Below are 15,833 nucleotides of genomic sequence, written 5' to 3' on the forward strand. Positions count from 1 at the left end.
GGCCAACTCCACTTGCGCTGGGAGTCGGCGGGCTTGTACGAAGTTGGCAAGAAATAGGAACGTTAACTTCAAAATGCCCCGCCGTCGCAGACTGTCAGAGATCGAACGATCGACCATCGCCCAGGAGCGCCGGAACGGCGTCTCCGCGGCGTCATTGGCCGCGCGCTATGATGTCAGCCTGAAGACGATCTACAACGTGGTGAACCACCGGGATGAGCGTCAGACAGCGAACGGCAGCCGATCGCGGGTTGTGGGGATCCGGGTCTCGGACGACGACCTGCGCCGGTTCGACGCGGCGCTGTCGCGGCGCGGGATTGCGCACCGCTCGGATGCCATGCGCCGCCTGATGCTGGCGGCCGAAGGTGTCTTCCTGCCCGACGACGAGATGTGTGACGAGTTGCGCAATCTCGGCGCCGCGCTCAACCGGGTCGGCAACAATGTGAACCAGATCGCGCGACGTCTGAACGAGGCCAAGCTGCGGGGCGAGAGACTGTCCTACCCGGCCTCAAGCCACCGTGACGTCCGCGCCCTTGCGGGTCTGGTCTTCGATCTGGCCGACCAGGTTCAGGAGATGTCGCGTGCGCGGCGCAGCGTGCTGGACCTTGAGATCAGCTCTACCCTGGCGGACCTCGCCGAGAGGGATGAAAATGGAGCGGAGTGACCGGGTCCGTGGCATCGACCCGGCGCTATTTGACCGCGGCTGGAGCCGAGTTTCGGGATCCTGGCAGGGGCTTTCCAAGGGCGCGCAGATGGTTCGGGCCGCGCGCGGCTATTCGCCAGCGATCTTCAAGGCTATCTCGAAAGGGGGCTGCCACACCGGGGCGCAGCTACGGGCTCAGCTCACATATCTCACGACGAAGTCGACCCATATCCTCGACAGTCGCGGCACCCATGACGGGAAGAAGCAGCTCTCGGAAGCCGAGATCAACCGAGTGGCGCGGCGGTTCGAGAACCAGTGGAACGAGCGCTACAGCCCCAAGCTTGGCCATACGTCGCATCTCCTGATGGCATTCCCGGTTGGGACCAGGGGTGAAGAGGTGCGCGATATCACCCAGGCGGTCTGCGAGAAGTTCTTTCAAGGTGAGGGGTCGCAATTCGACTATATTGCTGCAATACACCAAGATCGCGCGCATCCACATGCGCATATCGTTCTGAACCGCCGCAGCAAGGATGGCGAAATGTTCTTTCTCGGGAAGGATCATCACTTCAACTACGACGCCTTTCGCGAGGCGATGGTCGAGGCGGCCCAAGTTCATGGGATCCGCCTTGAGGCGACGCGCCGTCTGGATCGCGGCGTCACGACCTACCGCGCCGAGATCGATGAAATCTACAAGGCCCGCGACGAGGGCCGTCCCCCTGTCGAGCGCCAGAGAACCGGCGCTGACCTGGCGGCCGCTTTGGAAACTGTCCGACAGAATGCCCTGATCTATCGCGGGCTCGCGGCGGAGGCGTCACGCTCGAATTTCGAAGACGTGGCCGAAGCGCTCGAGAGGGCCAGCACCATCCTTGCCAGTGGCGGTCAGATTCAATCTGACGGAGCCATCTACATGTCCCAAGACGAAGCAGCGTTCGACACGCTGATCACCGAGTTTTCTCAGAACATTCGCCAGATCGAGGCGGCGATCGACAGGGCGCCGGCGGCCGAGAGGCCGGTGATCGAGCGCAAGCTGACCGACGTTCTGGCCTCGGTCGCGCATTTGAACCCGCTCGGGGATCGCTCCGCCGCCCTGCTCGATGCCCCATCCCGGGACGGCATCTATGCAAGGCCGAACTTAAGTGAAGAACATCTCGCGCGTCTTGACGATGGAGAGGTGGCACCAAAGCTGGCCGAGGCGTTGCAAGGCATGGGCATCGATGCCGAGGCTGTGGCCGCGCGCCTGCGGGAGGGGGCAGCCAATGCCGCATTGGAGCGCCAGTGGCTGGCACAGGATCTGCAGGGGATTGCCAAAGCAAGCGACCTCGATCTGGAGAAATCTGCGGACCGGGAAGAAGCGCTCGACCGACTGGAAGCCGTGCATGTTCGGTTGGGCGATGTCCTGACCGACGTACGCGTCCTGCGTGCGCCAACCGAGATCGACGAGGTGGACAACGCTGAGCCAGCGCTCGGCGAGCGGTTGGCGGCACCCGGGGGTGATCTCGAGAAGGACGGGCCCGACATTTTTGCCCCATCGGAGCGGCAGGCGTTCAGGGCGCTGGTGGCGCAGTTCCGTCGGACGGATTTCGATCATCCGTTCTCCGACGACCCGTCTGTAAGGCGGGCCGGCGCCGTGGAGGTTGAAGAGGCCCGCGTCGCGTTCGACGCCTATGCGCATAGATCTCCGCAACATGCCGAATTGGCCTCGATGGCTTGGGAACAGATGACTGACAGTCGAATGCCGCCGCAATATGCGGTATCGGAGCAGGACCGCACGCTTCATGCTGGCGACATGGACCTCGCCTTGCGGGATCCTTCGGATCATCTCGGTCCGATCACCGAAGAGCTCCGCACCCTCGCCCGCTATCGCACGGAGATGCCGGATGACGAGTTCGGGCAGGCCGTCCAAGACGAAATCAATCACCTTCGTTCGCTCGGCGCGTCGCGTGCCTATATCAGCGAACGCAGTTTCGAGATCGAGGACCAGGCGCGACAGGACTACGCCGAGCGCCGGTATCTGGAGGAGACAGCGCCAACCGTCATGGCCTTTGTGCGAAACGCCGACGTCGAGGGCCCGCTCTCCGAGTCAGAGCAGCAGGACATCGTCCGGCAGATAAACGAGCGACTAAGCCCCGACGCAATCGACGCGCTGCGGGCGGGAAATGCGGACGTCCTGGACAAGTTCACCGAGGATCCGCTGCGCCAGCTGGAACTCGCCAAGACCTATCTTCAAAGCAGCGAGGTCACCGCGCATGGCCCGGCCATGGAGCGCGTTCTCGATGCTCTGGCCGAAGAGCAGATCGAGGCGCAGCGCGCGCGCCACGCCGCGGCACATGGTGAGAAGGGGATCACCCATGGATAACGGCAAGATTGCCCTAGGAGTTTTGAGCCTCGTGCTGGTCGGTCTCGCCATGGGCTATGTCGTGGCGACCGGCTTTGTCATGTTCCGCTATGGGCTTTCTCCCTCGCGTTTCGACGTCACCCTGCTTGCCCGCGAATATCGGGGTCTGTCTCAGTCTGCACCGAAAGACTTCCTCTGGGTGAACCTCATCCTGGGCGGCTTCGGCCTGGCATCGCTGATGCTGAGCGTCACGCTTCTGGGGGATGCATTGACCCGCTTCGGGACGACGCATTGGCAGACTCGCAGCGAGATGAAGAGGAACGGTTTCTTTGCCAAGCCCGGCGGCGGCTTCCTTCTGGGCAAGCTCGGCTCCCCGGAATCCAAGCGCCCGTTCCTAGTCTCAAAAACCTTCCCCCACGCGCTGATCGTGGCGCCGACAGGCCGGGGCAAGGGCGTGGGGTTCGTGATCCCGAACCTGCTGACCTACAAGGGCTCCGCCGTGGTGCTCGACGTGAAAGGCGAGAACTTCCGCGAGACCTCGCGCTTCCGCGCCAGCATGGGGGACAAGGTTTTCCGCTTCGCGCCGACCGACTGGGACCGACCGACACATCGCTATAATCCGCTGGCGCGCATTGCTGCCATGACCAACCCCGACCGGCAGCAGATGGAGCTGAAACTCACCGCCAAGCTCTTCCTGCAAACCGACAATGAAAAGCTGAGCGGGCTTTTGGCCGGGGGTATCGACCTCTTCGTAGCGTCAGGTCTTCTGGCCTTCGAGCGCGGCGTGCCGACCATCGGCGAGATCTACCGCATCACAGCCTCGGGGGGCGACAAGCAGAAGGAATACCTGAAGCGTTCGCAGGAGGTGAAGAACACCTCGGCCAAACTGATCTTTGAGCGCATGGCTTCGACCAACAACGACACCCTCACGTCCTACCTCTCCCTCTTGATGACATCGGGTCTCGACACTTGGGACAACCGCGCGATCGACGCGGCCACCGCGACCTCTGACTTCTCGTTCCGGGACATCCGCCGCCGCCCGCATGCGATCTATCTTGTGGTCGAATCCGAGATGATCCGCCCGCTTGCCCCGCTGATCCGCCTCTTCTTTTCGGACCTGATTGCCTCGCTGCAAGCACAGGAACCCGGCGATGACGAGCCCTGGCCGGTGATGATCATGCTCGACGAGTTTGACCGGCTCGGGAAAATGCCAATCGTCGCCGAGAGCATCAAAACGCTGCGTTCCTTCGGCGGCAACCTCGCCATCGTGACCCAGACCATCCCCGCGCTGGACGAGATCTATGGTGAAAACACCCGCAGGTCGCTGCAGGGCGGCGCCGGGGTAAAGCTCTACCTCACCCCGTCCGAGCAGAAGACCATCGAGGAATTGAGCCAGGCTGTCGGCAAGACCACCAAGCGTGTGGTGACCCGCTCCCGTGCTGTTGGACGCAATCCATTCGAAGGGCGCAGCGTCTCGGAGAGGACAGAAGATACCCCGCTCCTGACCGAGGATGAGGCCCGACGCATGGACCTCGACGAGGTCATCCTCGTGATCGACGCGCAGATGCCGATCCGGGCAAGAAGGGTGAAGTATTTCGAGGACCCGGCTTTGAAAGTGCTGCACGCCGGGCAGTCGGGGAGTTTCCCGTATCCGGACGAGGACGGGCTGCGGCGGGATCGGCAGATGTCTGAGACCCGGGAAACGGTGGAGAGGTTGAAGCAAGAACTGCAGGAAGTGCGGGCGGCTGCGGGACCGCGGGAAGTCGGCCACAATGCGCCTAACGCATCGAAAACTGACCCTGTCAGCGCAGCGAAGGCCCGCGGCCGCGCGGCTCGTGCTGCTGCAAGCGGAGGTGGCCAGGGACAGCTGTCGCTCGATCTCGCAGGAATGGGTCTCAACCATGCAGGCAGATCAGAACTGGCAGCGGCAGTGCAAACGACGCGGGCGATCATTGAAGCGCATGGATGACTAATGGCCGCCGCCTCTCTGGCGGTATTATGCTGGCTCCCAGAGACGTGCACACGGATCGCACATCGCCGTCACAGGTCGTTGCGAAGTCGGTCCAATCTGCCAGAAAAATCCGAGGTTTCCCTGCAACAACGATTTGCTTGGCGACCGCAGGACGGGATGGACCCGATATCCAACCAACTCCACGTTAAACTATTGTTTCTGAATCGCTTCCCTAAACGCTCCGCCTACCACTGACGTTGTGACCATGCCCCGCATCAGCTCTACTTGGAGCATCTAGTTTCCCTGTGACATGCTTTCTTGATAGTTCCGCTCGCGCTCTGGCCATGTGCTCTTGATGTAGGCCAGCACCGCGCGAATTTCCGGATCGCTCAGCACGTCGGCGAAGCCCGGCATGTCACTCTCGTAGCCGCCACCGACAATCGCGGCCGTGCCTTCTTTCACGATGCGGAACAAAACGTCGTCGGGATGGTGCCAGGTGTGGCCGCTGGCGTCATGCGGCGGTGCGGGCAATCGGCCAGACGGAAGCGGGGAGCGCCAGTCGGGCTGGCCTTCGAGATCCGTTCCGTGGCATGCGGCGCATTGATCGGAATAGATCTGCCGTCCTTGCGAGACGACCTCTACCGAGGCGATACCGCTGGTTGAAGCAATGCGATAGTGCCAGCCCGCAATCACAATGCCGCCAGCGGTCACACCTGCCACCGCTATTCGGACGCCTCTTCTCAAGTGTTCGGTCCCGATCGCTTTAGTAATTTATCGCCTTCACGCTGAGGCCGAATCAGCCAGAGACGTATCGCCGGCGGCACTGGACATTTTTGCGAGCAATGTCTATCTTTCTGGCATGTTCGCCCGAGTCCTCTCCATGCTTGCCATAATCTCGATCGCCGTGGTTACGACGATCGGCGCAGCCCATGCTACGCGAATGGGCGGTATGCAGCTGGACCATACGGATCATCTTGGTGCGATGATGCACGCGTCCGGCGACGCTCATCCATCCTGTGACGGCAACCAGCATTGTGGAGCGACCGACGCCTCCATTTGCGAGTTTGTTTGTACAGGTCTGTCGGTTTTCCTGGCGATGCCGGGGTGGAGACCGGACACGCCTTCGAGCCCGCGGACCACGACTCTCCCGCCGGGGCCGTCCACGTCAGCCATATGCCAGGACTGAACGAACGACCTCCCAAGCTCCGTCTCCTCTGATAGCGCCCGGGCCGACGCCCGCGGCGTCCCCATAGGCATTTTTGTACGGGACGGAATGTCCCGAGGAGACGACCATGAACACCCTTTCACGACGCGGTTTTCTTGCCGCAAGCGCGGCCGCCGTTGCAGTTGCGCACATGCCCCGGTTTGCCCTTGCGCAAACCCCTGACTCACTTCGCCTAGCCGCGGCCACGCGCACGCTCGACATCGACGGACGCGCGGCTTCGGTCTTCGGCCTTGCCGGTTCCGGCGGCCAGGGACTGGTGCTCGATCCCGGACAGCGGTTCCGGGTCGATCTGACCAACGATCTCGACGTCGGCACGATCATACACTGGCATGGGCAGATCCCGCCCAACGCGCAGGACGGCGTGCCCGACATGCCGATGCCCCTGCTCGCGCCGGGCGAGACCCGATCCTACGACTTCGAGGCGCGGCCCGGCACGCACTGGATGCACAGCCATGTGCCAACCCAGGAGATGCAGCTGCTCGCCGCGCCGCTGATCGTGCGCTCGGCCGAGGATGTCGCCGCCGACCGGCAGGAGGTCGTGATGTTCCTGCACGACTTCTCGTTCAAGTCCCCGGAAGAGGTTCTGGCCGAGATAAGCGGCGGTCACGCGGGCGGCGGCCACGGCGCACACGCGCATCACGGCGGTGCTCAACCCATGCAGGGGACGCCCATGGGCGGCATGCCAATGGACCAGATGCCGGGTATGGGCGGGATGATGGGCATGGGCGGCCAGATGGGCGGCATGGCCATGGACCTGAACGACTACGACTGGGACGCCTATCTCGCCAACGATCGCACGCTATCTGACCCCGACGTGGTGCAGGTCGAGCGCGGCGGTCGCATCCGGCTCCGCGTCATCAACGCCGCGGCGGCCACGGTGTTCTGGATCGATACCGGGGCGGCCGGGGCGCGCCTCGTCGCGGCGGACGGTCACGCGGTGCAGCCGCTTTCCGGCAACCGTTTCGGGCTCGCCATGGGACAGAGGCTCGATCTCGAGATCGACCTGCCGAACGAAAACGGAGCCTGGCCGATCCTCGCGCTGCGCGAGGGGGCGAGGGAGCGCACCGGTCTGATCCTCGCCACGCCCGGTGCCGAGGTGCGGCGCGTCGATGCCGTGGCGGAGGCTGAAGCGCCCGCGTTCGACACCGATCTTGCGCAGGAAGCACGGCTGATCGCGGTGGACGCCCTGCCGGAGCGCCCCGTGGATCGCAGCCAGATGCTGATGCTGGGCGGCTCGATGCAGCCCTATGTCTGGACGATCAACGGCGCCGTCTGGGGCCAGCACCAGCCGGTCACGGCGCGCAGAGGCGAGCGGGTTGTGCTCTCCTTTCACAACATGTCGATGATGGGGCACCCGATGCATCTGCACGGCCACGTGTTCCAGGTCGTCGGGTTGAACGGACGCCGCGTGGCAGGCGCCTTGCGCGACACGGTCTACGTGCCGCCGATGTCGATGGTGGACTTGGCGCTGGACGCGGGCGAAGCCGCGCGCTGGATGCTCCATTGCCATCACATGCCGCACCTGGCGACCGGCATGATGACCGAGTTCGCGGTATCGGCTTCGGTCTGACCGCAGGCGGGGCGTTCGCTTCGAGCGCCCCGACGTCCCGATTGCTGCGTTGGCGCGCTCCACAACCTTCTCGCGAGATCCGCAGAGACGGGCCTCTCGCAGCCCGGAAAACAGGAGGACGACATCATGAACTGGAACGACATGGGCGCCGGAATGAGTTGGGGTATGGGGTTTGGCTGGCTGTTCGGCCTGCTGATCCTTGTGCTGCTGGTTTTGGCCATAGCAGCGCTGATCAAATATCTTCGGAAATAGGAGAAAGGATTTCGCGATGACCTACACAATCAATCGCATGATCCCCGACGCAAGTATCGACGACGTCGACGCTCGGGCGCGAGAGGCGCTGGCGGATCACGGTTTTGGCGTTCTGACCGAGATCGACGTCAAGGCGACTATGAAAAAGAAGCTCGACGTCGACATGCCGGCCTATCGCATCCTCGGCGCCTGTAACCCGAAGATGGCCTGGCAGGCCATCGGGATCGAGCCGCGGGTGGGCGCAATGCTGCCCTGCAACGTCATCCTGCGGGAGGTCGAGGGCGGCGTGGAGGTCGGCGCCATCGACCCGGTCGCGTCCATGCAGGCCATCGAGAACGCCGAGCTGCACGCCGTTGCAGGCCAGGTCCGCGACCTGCTGGCGAAGGCCGTCGCGGCGGTTTGAGATGAGCCTACGCGCCGGCATTCTCACTGGTCTGGCGATCCTCGGGATCGTCCTGCTCGGGGTGTGGTTCATCGCGCCTTCGGCCCTTGCCGAGGTCCGGGACTGGTTCGAGCCCGAGCGACTGGAGGCGCTGGTCGCGCGCGCGGGTCTCTGGGGGCCGATGCTGGTCGTCACGCTCATGACAATCGCGGTCGTGGCCAGCCCGATCCCGAGCGCACCGATCGCGCTGGCGGCGGGTGCGGCCTACGGACATGTCTGGGGCACGGTTCAGGTCGTGATCGGCGCCGAGCTTGGCGCGTTGATCGCCTTCGGCCTTGCGCGGGTTCTGGGGCACGACGTGGTCCGCCGCGTCTTCGGGGACAGGATCGATGCCGGGCTTCTGGGGTCCCAGACCGCCCTGACGGCGACGGTGTTCGCCAGCCGTCTCATGCCCTTCGTGTCCTTCGACATGATCAGCTACGCCGCCGGGCTCAGCCGCCTGCATGCCTGGCGCTTCGCACTGGCGACACTGGCCGGCATCATCCCGGCGAGCTTCCTGCTGGCGCATTTCGGCGGCGAGGCGGTGAGCGGTGACCTTGGCCGGGCCACATGGGCGGTCCTCGGTCTCGGCCTCGTGACCGGGCTGCCGCTGATCTGGGCCGCGACGCGAGGGAAGGCAGAAAGGAAGAAGTGATGGCCCAGCAGTATCAGAAGAACAGCCTGTCGCTCTTCGACACAGTGGCAATGGGAACCGGCGTGATGATCGGAGCGGGCATTCTCGCACTGACCGGGCAGATTGCAGAACTTGCGGGTCCCTTGTTCCCCCTTGCCTTCGTCGCTGGCGCCGTGGTGACGGGATTCAGCGCCTATACCTACGTCAAGATGTCCAACGCCTGGCCGTCTGCGGGCGGGATCGGGATGATCCTGACCAAGGCCTACGGTCCGACGACGGTCGCGGCCGGTGCCGCGCTGCTGATGGCGCTGTCGATGGTCATCAACGAAAGCCTCGTGGCGCGGACATTTGCGACCTACCTCCTGCGGGGGCTCGATCTGAAGCCCGAGGGCTGGCTGGTCCCTGCCATCGGCGTGGGCCTCATCGTCTTCGCCTACCTCGTGAATGCGGCAGGCAACCGCTCCGTGGGTCTTCTGTCGCAGCTCATGGCGGTCCTCAAGGTGGGCGGCATCGCGGCCTTCGGCATTGCCGCGCTCTGGGCCGGCGGCTTCTCTTTCGAGGCGGCGGAAGGCGCGGATGGCGGTGCGGTTGCGGGCTTCCTTGCCTCGGTGGCGCTCGCGATCCTGGCCTTCAAGGGCTTCACGACGATCACCAACAGCGGCGCCGAGGTCACCGACCCGCACCGCAACGTCGGGCGAGCGATCATCATATCCATCGCGATCTGTGTCGTCGTCTACCTTCTCGTCGCCTTCGCCGTCGGCGCCAGCCTGCCGCTCGATCGGATCGTGGCGGCAAAGGACTACGCGCTCGCCGAAGCGGCCGAGCCCGCCCTCGGGCGGATCGGCTTCTACCTGACAGTCGCGCTCGCACTGGTCGCGACCGCCTCGGGCGTGATCGCCAGCATCTTCGCTGTGTCGCGGATGCTGGCCATGCTGACCGACATGAAGCTGATCCCGCACAGCCATTTCGGTATGCCGGGCACGATCCGCGACCATACGCTCGTCTATACGGTGGTGATCGCCAGCGCGCTGACGATCTTCTTCGACCTCAGCCGGATCGCCTCGCTTGGCGCCTTTTTCTACCTCGTGATGGACATCCTGATCCACTGGGGTGTCTGGCGGACTCTGCGGGAGGAGATCGGCGCGCATGGATGGGTCCTGCTGACGGCGATCGGACTGGACGCGGTGGTCCTTGCGGCCTTCGCCGCGCTCAAATGGCAGAGCGACCCGCTGATCGTCGTCATCGCGATCGCCGGCATGACCGCCGTTTTCCTGTTCGAGCGCATCTTCCTCGCGCTCAACCCGCCATCGCACGAACCGGCGCATGGCAGCCACCATTCCGCACAAGAAGAAAGACACGAGCCCACCTCTTGACCTTCCAACGACTGGAGGCCGCACACCGGGACAGAAAGGACATCAATCCATGGCCAACCATCATCACCATCACGCTACCTCCGACACCAAAACCGGCGCAAAGACCGCGACCGACCCAGTCTGCGGGATGCAGGTCGAGATCAAGGAGGGCGCGCGGACGCGCGACTACGGCGGCGAGACGTTCCACTTCTGCTCCGCCGGGTGCCAGGAGAAGTTCGACGCCGATCCGTACTTCTACGCCTCCGGCAACGCGAAGAAGGCCGGACAGAAGGCCCAGCCCGGCACGCAATACACCTGCCCGATGCACCCCGAGATCGTGCGTGACGAGCCGGGGAGCTGCCCGATCTGCGGCATGGCGCTGGAACCCATGGTGCCTTCGGACGAACCGAGTCACGAGCTCGTCGATTTCACGCGACGCATGTGGATCTCGGCGGCGGCGGCGGTGCCGCTCATCATCATCACCATGGGCGAACTCGTCGGGCTAGACGTGCGTGGGTGGATGGGGCACCGCCTCTCGGTCTATGCTGAGTTCGTGCTGGCGACCCCGGTGATCCTCTGGGCCGCGCTGCCGTTCTTCCGGCGCGGGATCGACTCGATCCGCAATGTCTCGCCGAACATGTGGACGCTGATCTCGCTCGGCGTCGGCGCGGCCTATCTCTACTCGCTGGTCGCGACCTTCGCGCCGGGCGTGTTCCCGGCCGAATACCGGATGGGCCACGGCGTCGGTACGTACTACGAGGCGGCCGTTGTCATCGTGGCGCTTATCTTCGTCGGTCAGGTGCTGGAGCTACGCGCGCGGGAGCGGACGGGCGACGCGATCCGCGCGCTTCTGGACCTCGCGCCCAAGACCGCGCGGCGCATTTTGGCAGACGGGTCGGAATACGACGCACCGCTCGAGAACATCGTCGAGGGCGACCTTCTGAGGGTCCGGCCCGGAGACAGCGTGCCGGTGGACGGCGAGGTGGTCGAGGGCCGGTCGTCGGTCGACGAGAGCATGATCACGGGCGAACCGGTCCCGGTGGAGAAAGTCGAGGGCGACCGCGTCACCGGCGGCACGATCAACAAGAACGGCACGCTGGCGGTGCGCGCGACGCAGGTGGGCGCTGACACGGTGCTGTCGCAGATCGTAGAGATGGTCGCCGGGGCGCGGCGGTCGCGGGCGCCGATCCAGGGACTCGCGGACAAGGTCTCCTCGGTTTTCGTGCCGACCGTCGTTGTGATAGCCATCATCGCCTTCGGCGTCTGGCTCTGGGCCGGGCCCGAACCGGCGCTGGCCTTCGCGATCGCCTCGGCCGTTTCGGTCCTGATCATCGCCTGCCCCTGCGCACTGGGGCTCGCCACGCCGATCTCCATCACCACGGCCGCCGGCCGGGGCGCGCAGGCGGGCGTCTTGATCAAGGATGCCGAGGCGCTGGAACGCATGGCGCGGGTCGATACGGTGATCGTCGACAAGACCGGCACGTTGACCGAGGGCAAGCCGCGACTGACCGATGTGGTGGCGCTTCATGGCGACGAGGCGGAGGTACTCGGCCTTGCCGCTGCGCTCGAGCGCGGGTCGGAGCATCCGCTCGCCGAAGCGATCGTGGCCGGGGCGAAGGACCGCAGCCTGTCGCTCGAGACTGCGGAGGACTTCGAGGCGGTCACCGGCAAAGGGGTCCACGGCACTGTCGGGGGACGCAGGGTCGCGCTCGGCAATGCGGCGATGATGACCGATCTCGGGCTGTCGACGGACGAGGCCGAGGCAGAGGCCGACACGCTGCGCGCGGACGGCAAGACAGCGATGTTCGTCGCCGTGGATGGCACGCTCGCCGGGATCGTCGCCGTGGCGGACCCGATCAAGGAGACGACCGAAGCGGCGATCCGCGATCTGCACGCGCTGGGTCTCACCGTCATCATGGCCACCGGCGACAACCGGCGAACGGCCGAGGCGGTGGCCTCAAAGCTCGGCATCGACGAGGTCCGCGCCGGCGTCCTGCCGGAGGACAAGCAGAAGCTGGTCGAGGAACTGCGCGCCAAGGGCAAGTCGGTCGCCATGGCCGGTGATGGCGTGAACGACGCTCCTGCGCTCGCGGCCGCGGACGTCGGCATCGCCATGAGCACCGGCGCCGACGTGGCCGTGGAAAGTGCCGGGATCACGCTCATGCGCGGCGATCTCGTGGGGCTTGTCCGCGCGCGGAAACTGGCCGTCGCGACGCTCAGGAACATCAAGCAGAACCTGTTCTTCGCCTTCGTCTACAACGCCGCAGGCGTGCCCGTCGCCGCGGGGGTGCTCTATCCCCTGACCGGCCTCCTGCTCTCGCCGATGATCGCGGCGGCGGCGATGAGCCTCTCGTCGGTCTCGGTCATCACCAATGCGCTGCGGCTCAGGCGGATCGACCTCTGAGCGCACCTGACTTCAACCCATGGAGAACGACATGACACAAGACACCCTCACCCGACGCGGCCTGCTGATCGGCAGCGCGGCCCTTCTTGCAGGGCTCCCCCAACTGTCGCTGGCGCAATCCGGAGGACCGTCGATACACGTCCTGAAGGACCCGAATTGCGGCTGCTGCTCGGCCTGGATCGAGATCCTGGAGGGTGATGGCTTCACCGTCACGACCGAGGCGAGCATGGGCACGATGCTGATGCGCTACAAGTCCGACAATGGCATCCCGCAAGAGATGGTCTCCTGTCACACCGGCCAAGTCGAGGGCTACATGATCGAGGGCCATGTGCCGGCCGCTGATATCCGGCGGCTGCTGGCCGAGCGTCCCAGCGCCGTGGGTCTGGCCGTTCCGGGCATGCCCTACGGTTCCCCCGGCATGGGGCCGGAGAGCGAACGCGAGGCTTACGACGTGTTCCTCATCCTTCATGACGGCAGCACCGAGGTGTACACGCGCTACGAGGCAGCAGGTCTCTAGCTGGATCATCAGCCGTTGCTCAGTCGCGCTGTGCTTCACCGCCCCAGCCTTTTCGCCCTCTCGGCCATCCTGACCACCTGCGCGCTCGCCGTCGTCGCAGCGCTCCGCACGACGGCGGGTGTTTTCACCGCCCCGCGCCCAATCGCCTCACCCGTCGTCAGCGTCCCGATCCGCGCCCTGCCCTTCACGCCGTCGGTATTGAAGATCCCCCGCATGATCCCGCTCGATCCGGCGAATACGGCGGGCGCTGCCGCCACCATCAGGTTGCCCGAGATCCCCCGCACAATCAGGGGCGTTGCCGCAACGAAGCCCTTGGCCAGGAACACCATCACGAAGAACGGCACCAGCGAGCCGATGTTTGTGGCTGAGTTCGGGTCGCCGAGCTGGGCCAGCAGCGAATTCGCCATGCCGACCACGGTCGAGAACATGGCGGCGATGACGATGGGGTAGAAGGCATAGCTGACCGTCGTCGAGACCCACCTGTGGAAGAAGTCCTTGGTCGCGTCGAAGAGCGACAGTGCGATCATGATCGGAGCAAGGCCGAGCATGAGGGTCAGCATCATCTTGGCGAATATGAGCACGATGCCGGTCATGAAGCCAAGAAGGCTCAACAGAACGAGCCCTATGCCGCCCAAGATCGCACCTGTCATCCAGTTCAGGTTGCTGCCGATGGCGTTCAAGTATTGGCTGAACTCTGAAATGAGATCATCGAACTCGGCCGCGAAGTATGTGGCCCCCGCCCCTCCACCGCCGACCGAAGAAATCAGGGCTCCAGCGACATAGTCGAGCCCGCCGATGATGGCATTCGCGACCGCGTTGAAGTTGGCCCAGTTGAAGGCGAAGAGCCCTATCAACATCAGCTTTATCAGGTACCAAAAGAAGCTGGCCCCATCCATGCTGCGGAATTGGAAGGCCATGTTGATGCAGACGCCGATCAACGAAAGAGTGGCCATCAGCAGGACGATCGCGCCGACATTGCCTGCCACAGCCCCGAACTGGGATTCGGCCGCATCGACAAGGAACGCGTCTGCGGTTCCGACCATCCAACTGACGACACCCACTACCAGGACCCTTGCGCTTCGCAGATATCCTGCACTTCACGGGCGATCTGGTTTTGTTGGTCCCTGAGCGCTAACCGAGCTTGAGTATGTTCCGCCTGAGTACTTGTCGCAAAACGTTCTTCATATTCCGCCGAGGCAGCATCCCATGGTGGGAAGCGGATTTCACAGCCACAATCGCCTGATGACTTGATCGCCTGCCAAGAACGCAATTCATAGAGCCGCATCATGGTTCGAGCCTTGTAGGCGTCCCGCGGGTCGATTTCGTCCATCCAGGTCGGGCGCGCCGGACGTTCGTTGCAGATCCGGTATTGTTGAGGCGACATATCGACTGTGAGATCGTTTGAGACCTGAGGCGAAGTCTGCGCCACAAGGGGGCCCGCCAAGGCGGCAAGCATGAGTGCGAGAATTGGTTTTCGCATCTGGGGGGTTCCTTTTTTACTCAGCGGCAACGGAGGGGCTCTTGTTGCCTCTGCCGTCGACCATGTCGAGGTTCAAATCTCTGGTTTGACCTGGGAGGAAGAACTCGGTGATTCCGCGCGCGCCTTCATGGCGGCCTGCCTGAATGATCACGTCGATCGAGCCCTCAATATAATCGATCATGTCGGCGTAGGTCATTGGCACATCGGTTTTCAGGGCGGCGATGGCGAGGCGGCGAACAGCAAGTTGTGGGGTCTCGGCATGCAGCGTAGTCAGCGATCCACCGTGGCCGGTGTTGATTGCCTCGAGAAACGTCATCGCCTCGCGACCGCGGACTTCGCCTAGGACAATCCGGTCGGGTCGCATGCGAAGCGTTGAGGCCAAGAGCACATCGGCACTGCGGGCATCCGTGTCCCGGTCCGCGATCAACGTCACGGCATTGGGCTGCTCGGGGCGCAGCTCGGCCGCCTCCTCGATGGTGATGATCCGCTCTTCGGGCGGAATCAGCGAAAGGATCTTGCGCGCCGCGACCGTCTTGCCGGTCGAGGTGCCGCCCGAGACGATCATGTTGAGCTTGTTCTCGACGCAGAACCGCAGGGCGGCGTCGATATCGCCGGAGGCCACCACATCGCGCAGCGCGGCATTCCGTTCACGGCGCAGGCCTTCGAGGCTGCGCTCCTTGCCATAAAGGAAGCCAAGCTTGATGGCCTCCAGAGGCAGGGAGGAGAAGAGCCGAAGTGAGATGGAGAACCCGCCCTCGACTGCCGGCGGCTGGATCACCTGCGCGCGGATCGGGCGATCTCGATATAGGATCGAGACCGAGACAATGGGCTTCTTCGTGCTGAGCGTGGTCGAGGCGGCGGAGGCGATCTGGTTGCCGAGGTCCTTGATCTCGGTCTGGCTCAGCGGGCTGCCGAGACCTCGCATGAAGTGATCGCCCTGGAATTCGCCCCAGACTTGTCCGTCGGGATTGATGCAGATCTCGATCGTGTCGTCGCGCAGGACCTCGGGGCCGAAACGGTCGAGCGACGCTTCCAGATAACTTGCAGCCATG

Annotated in this window: 14 protein-coding genes; 10 read left to right on the plus strand and 4 right to left on the minus strand. The window is 64.2% G+C overall.

What is annotated here, in order from left to right; translation table 11 throughout:
• The first annotated feature begins 73 nt into the window (after positions 1-73).
• Genes mobC through D8Z78_RS16195 form a run of 3 tightly spaced genes read left to right on the plus strand, consistent with a single transcriptional unit; the run spans position 74 to position 4,944 of the window.
• Entirely contained in the window at positions 74-661 is a 588-nt protein-coding gene (gene mobC, locus D8Z78_RS16185; protein ID WP_058249092.1) for a plasmid mobilization relaxosome protein MobC, read from the plus strand.
• Positions 648-2,996, plus strand: coding sequence for a relaxase/mobilization nuclease domain-containing protein (locus D8Z78_RS16190; RefSeq protein ID WP_128910811.1), 2,349 nt, complete (start codon positions 648-650; stop codon positions 2,994-2,996). Before mobC ends, D8Z78_RS16190 begins: the two co-directional genes overlap by 14 nt.
• Complete coding sequence (locus D8Z78_RS16195; protein WP_128910812.1) at positions 2,989-4,944, plus strand: type IV secretory system conjugative DNA transfer family protein; 1,956 nt, start codon at positions 2,989-2,991, stop codon at positions 4,942-4,944. Before D8Z78_RS16190 ends, D8Z78_RS16195 begins: the two co-directional genes overlap by 8 nt.
• Positions 4,945-5,220: 276 nt before the next feature.
• Here the strand turns inward: D8Z78_RS16195 and D8Z78_RS16200 are convergent, their stop codons facing one another.
• On the minus strand, positions 5,221-5,622 hold the full coding sequence (locus tag D8Z78_RS16200; protein ID WP_442970013.1) for a c-type cytochrome: 402 nt from the start codon (positions 5,620-5,622) through the stop codon (positions 5,221-5,223).
• Between the two features lie 596 nt (positions 5,623-6,218).
• Between D8Z78_RS16200 and D8Z78_RS16210 the strand changes: the two genes are divergently transcribed.
• The 7 genes from D8Z78_RS16210 (at position 6,219) to D8Z78_RS16235 (ending at position 13,301) form a co-directional block, all read left to right on the plus strand.
• On the plus strand, positions 6,219-7,721 hold the full coding sequence (locus D8Z78_RS16210) for a multicopper oxidase family protein (protein WP_128910813.1): 1,503 nt from the start codon (positions 6,219-6,221) through the stop codon (positions 7,719-7,721).
• Positions 7,722-7,847: 126 nt separating this feature from the next.
• On the plus strand, positions 7,848-7,973 hold the full coding sequence (locus tag D8Z78_RS25250; RefSeq protein WP_255446355.1) for a hypothetical protein: 126 nt from the start codon (positions 7,848-7,850) through the stop codon (positions 7,971-7,973).
• A 16-nt stretch (positions 7,974-7,989) separates the two neighbouring features.
• Entirely contained in the window at positions 7,990-8,376 is a 387-nt protein-coding gene (locus D8Z78_RS16215) for a DUF302 domain-containing protein (RefSeq protein WP_010139853.1), read from the plus strand.
• Between the two features lies 1 nt (position 8,377).
• Positions 8,378-9,049 carry a TVP38/TMEM64 family protein gene (locus D8Z78_RS16220; protein ID WP_018001745.1) on the plus strand — a complete coding sequence of 224 codons (672 nt, stop codon included), beginning with the start codon at positions 8,378-8,380 and terminating at the stop codon, positions 9,047-9,049.
• Positions 9,049-10,401 (plus strand): APC family permease, encoded by a 1,353-nt coding sequence (locus D8Z78_RS16225; protein ID WP_010139851.1) that lies wholly within the window; start codon positions 9,049-9,051, stop codon positions 10,399-10,401. Before D8Z78_RS16220 ends, D8Z78_RS16225 begins: the two co-directional genes overlap by 1 nt.
• Positions 10,402-10,450: 49 nt before the next feature.
• The gene (locus D8Z78_RS16230; protein ID WP_066707454.1) at positions 10,451-12,784 is read left to right on the plus strand and encodes a heavy metal translocating P-type ATPase; all 2,334 of its coding nucleotides are present in this window, start codon (positions 10,451-10,453) and stop codon (positions 12,782-12,784) included.
• A gap of 31 nt (positions 12,785-12,815) precedes the next feature.
• Positions 12,816-13,301 (plus strand): DUF411 domain-containing protein, encoded by a 486-nt coding sequence (locus D8Z78_RS16235; protein WP_036745186.1) that lies wholly within the window; start codon positions 12,816-12,818, stop codon positions 13,299-13,301.
• 35 nt (positions 13,302-13,336) lie between these two features.
• On the opposite strand, the gene D8Z78_RS16240 is transcribed toward D8Z78_RS16235, so the two are convergent.
• Genes D8Z78_RS16240 through D8Z78_RS16250 form a run of 3 tightly spaced genes read right to left on the minus strand, consistent with a single transcriptional unit; the run spans position 13,337 to position 15,832 of the window.
• Positions 13,337-14,362 (minus strand): TrbL/VirB6 family protein, encoded by a 1,026-nt coding sequence (locus D8Z78_RS16240; protein WP_128910814.1) that lies wholly within the window; start codon positions 14,360-14,362, stop codon positions 13,337-13,339.
• Positions 14,362-14,781 carry a hypothetical protein gene (locus D8Z78_RS16245; protein WP_128910815.1) on the minus strand — a complete coding sequence of 140 codons (420 nt, stop codon included), beginning with the start codon at positions 14,779-14,781 and terminating at the stop codon, positions 14,362-14,364. Before D8Z78_RS16245 ends, D8Z78_RS16240 begins: the two co-directional genes overlap by 1 nt.
• A gap of 16 nt (positions 14,782-14,797) precedes the next feature.
• Positions 14,798-15,832, minus strand: coding sequence for an ATPase, T2SS/T4P/T4SS family (locus D8Z78_RS16250; RefSeq protein ID WP_058249008.1), 1,035 nt, complete (start codon positions 15,830-15,832; stop codon positions 14,798-14,800).
• Position 15,833: the final 1 nt, after the last annotated feature.

The sequence above is a fragment of the Tropicibacter alexandrii genome, assembly GCF_003667315.2.
In the GTDB taxonomy this organism is placed as follows: domain Bacteria; phylum Pseudomonadota; class Alphaproteobacteria; order Rhodobacterales; family Rhodobacteraceae; genus Tropicibacter; species Tropicibacter alexandrii.

Bases quoted from the DNA above. Each gene is read 5' to 3' on its own strand.
- mobC (WP_058249092.1), top strand. From the start codon at position 74: ATGCCCCGCCGTCGCAGACTGTCAGAGATCGAACGATCGACCATCGCC.
- D8Z78_RS16190 (WP_128910811.1), top strand. From the start codon at position 648: ATGGAGCGGAGTGACCGGGTCCGTGGCATCGACCCGGCGCTATTTGAC.
- D8Z78_RS16195 (WP_128910812.1), top strand. From the start codon at position 2,989: ATGGATAACGGCAAGATTGCCCTAGGAGTTTTGAGCCTCGTGCTGGTC.
- D8Z78_RS16210 (WP_128910813.1), top strand. From the start codon at position 6,219: ATGAACACCCTTTCACGACGCGGTTTTCTTGCCGCAAGCGCGGCCGCC.
- D8Z78_RS25250 (WP_255446355.1), top strand. From the start codon at position 7,848: ATGAACTGGAACGACATGGGCGCCGGAATGAGTTGGGGTATGGGGTTT.
- D8Z78_RS16215 (WP_010139853.1), top strand. From the start codon at position 7,990: ATGACCTACACAATCAATCGCATGATCCCCGACGCAAGTATCGACGAC.
- D8Z78_RS16220 (WP_018001745.1), top strand. From the start codon at position 8,378: ATGAGCCTACGCGCCGGCATTCTCACTGGTCTGGCGATCCTCGGGATC.
- D8Z78_RS16225 (WP_010139851.1), top strand. From the start codon at position 9,049: ATGGCCCAGCAGTATCAGAAGAACAGCCTGTCGCTCTTCGACACAGTG.
- D8Z78_RS16230 (WP_066707454.1), top strand. From the start codon at position 10,451: ATGGCCAACCATCATCACCATCACGCTACCTCCGACACCAAAACCGGC.
- D8Z78_RS16235 (WP_036745186.1), top strand. From the start codon at position 12,816: ATGACACAAGACACCCTCACCCGACGCGGCCTGCTGATCGGCAGCGCG.
- D8Z78_RS16245 (WP_128910815.1), bottom strand. From the start codon at position 14,781: ATGCGAAAACCAATTCTCGCACTCATGCTTGCCGCCTTGGCGGGCCCC.
- D8Z78_RS16250 (WP_058249008.1), bottom strand. From the start codon at position 15,832: ATGGCTGCAAGTTATCTGGAAGCGTCGCTCGACCGTTTCGGCCCCGAG.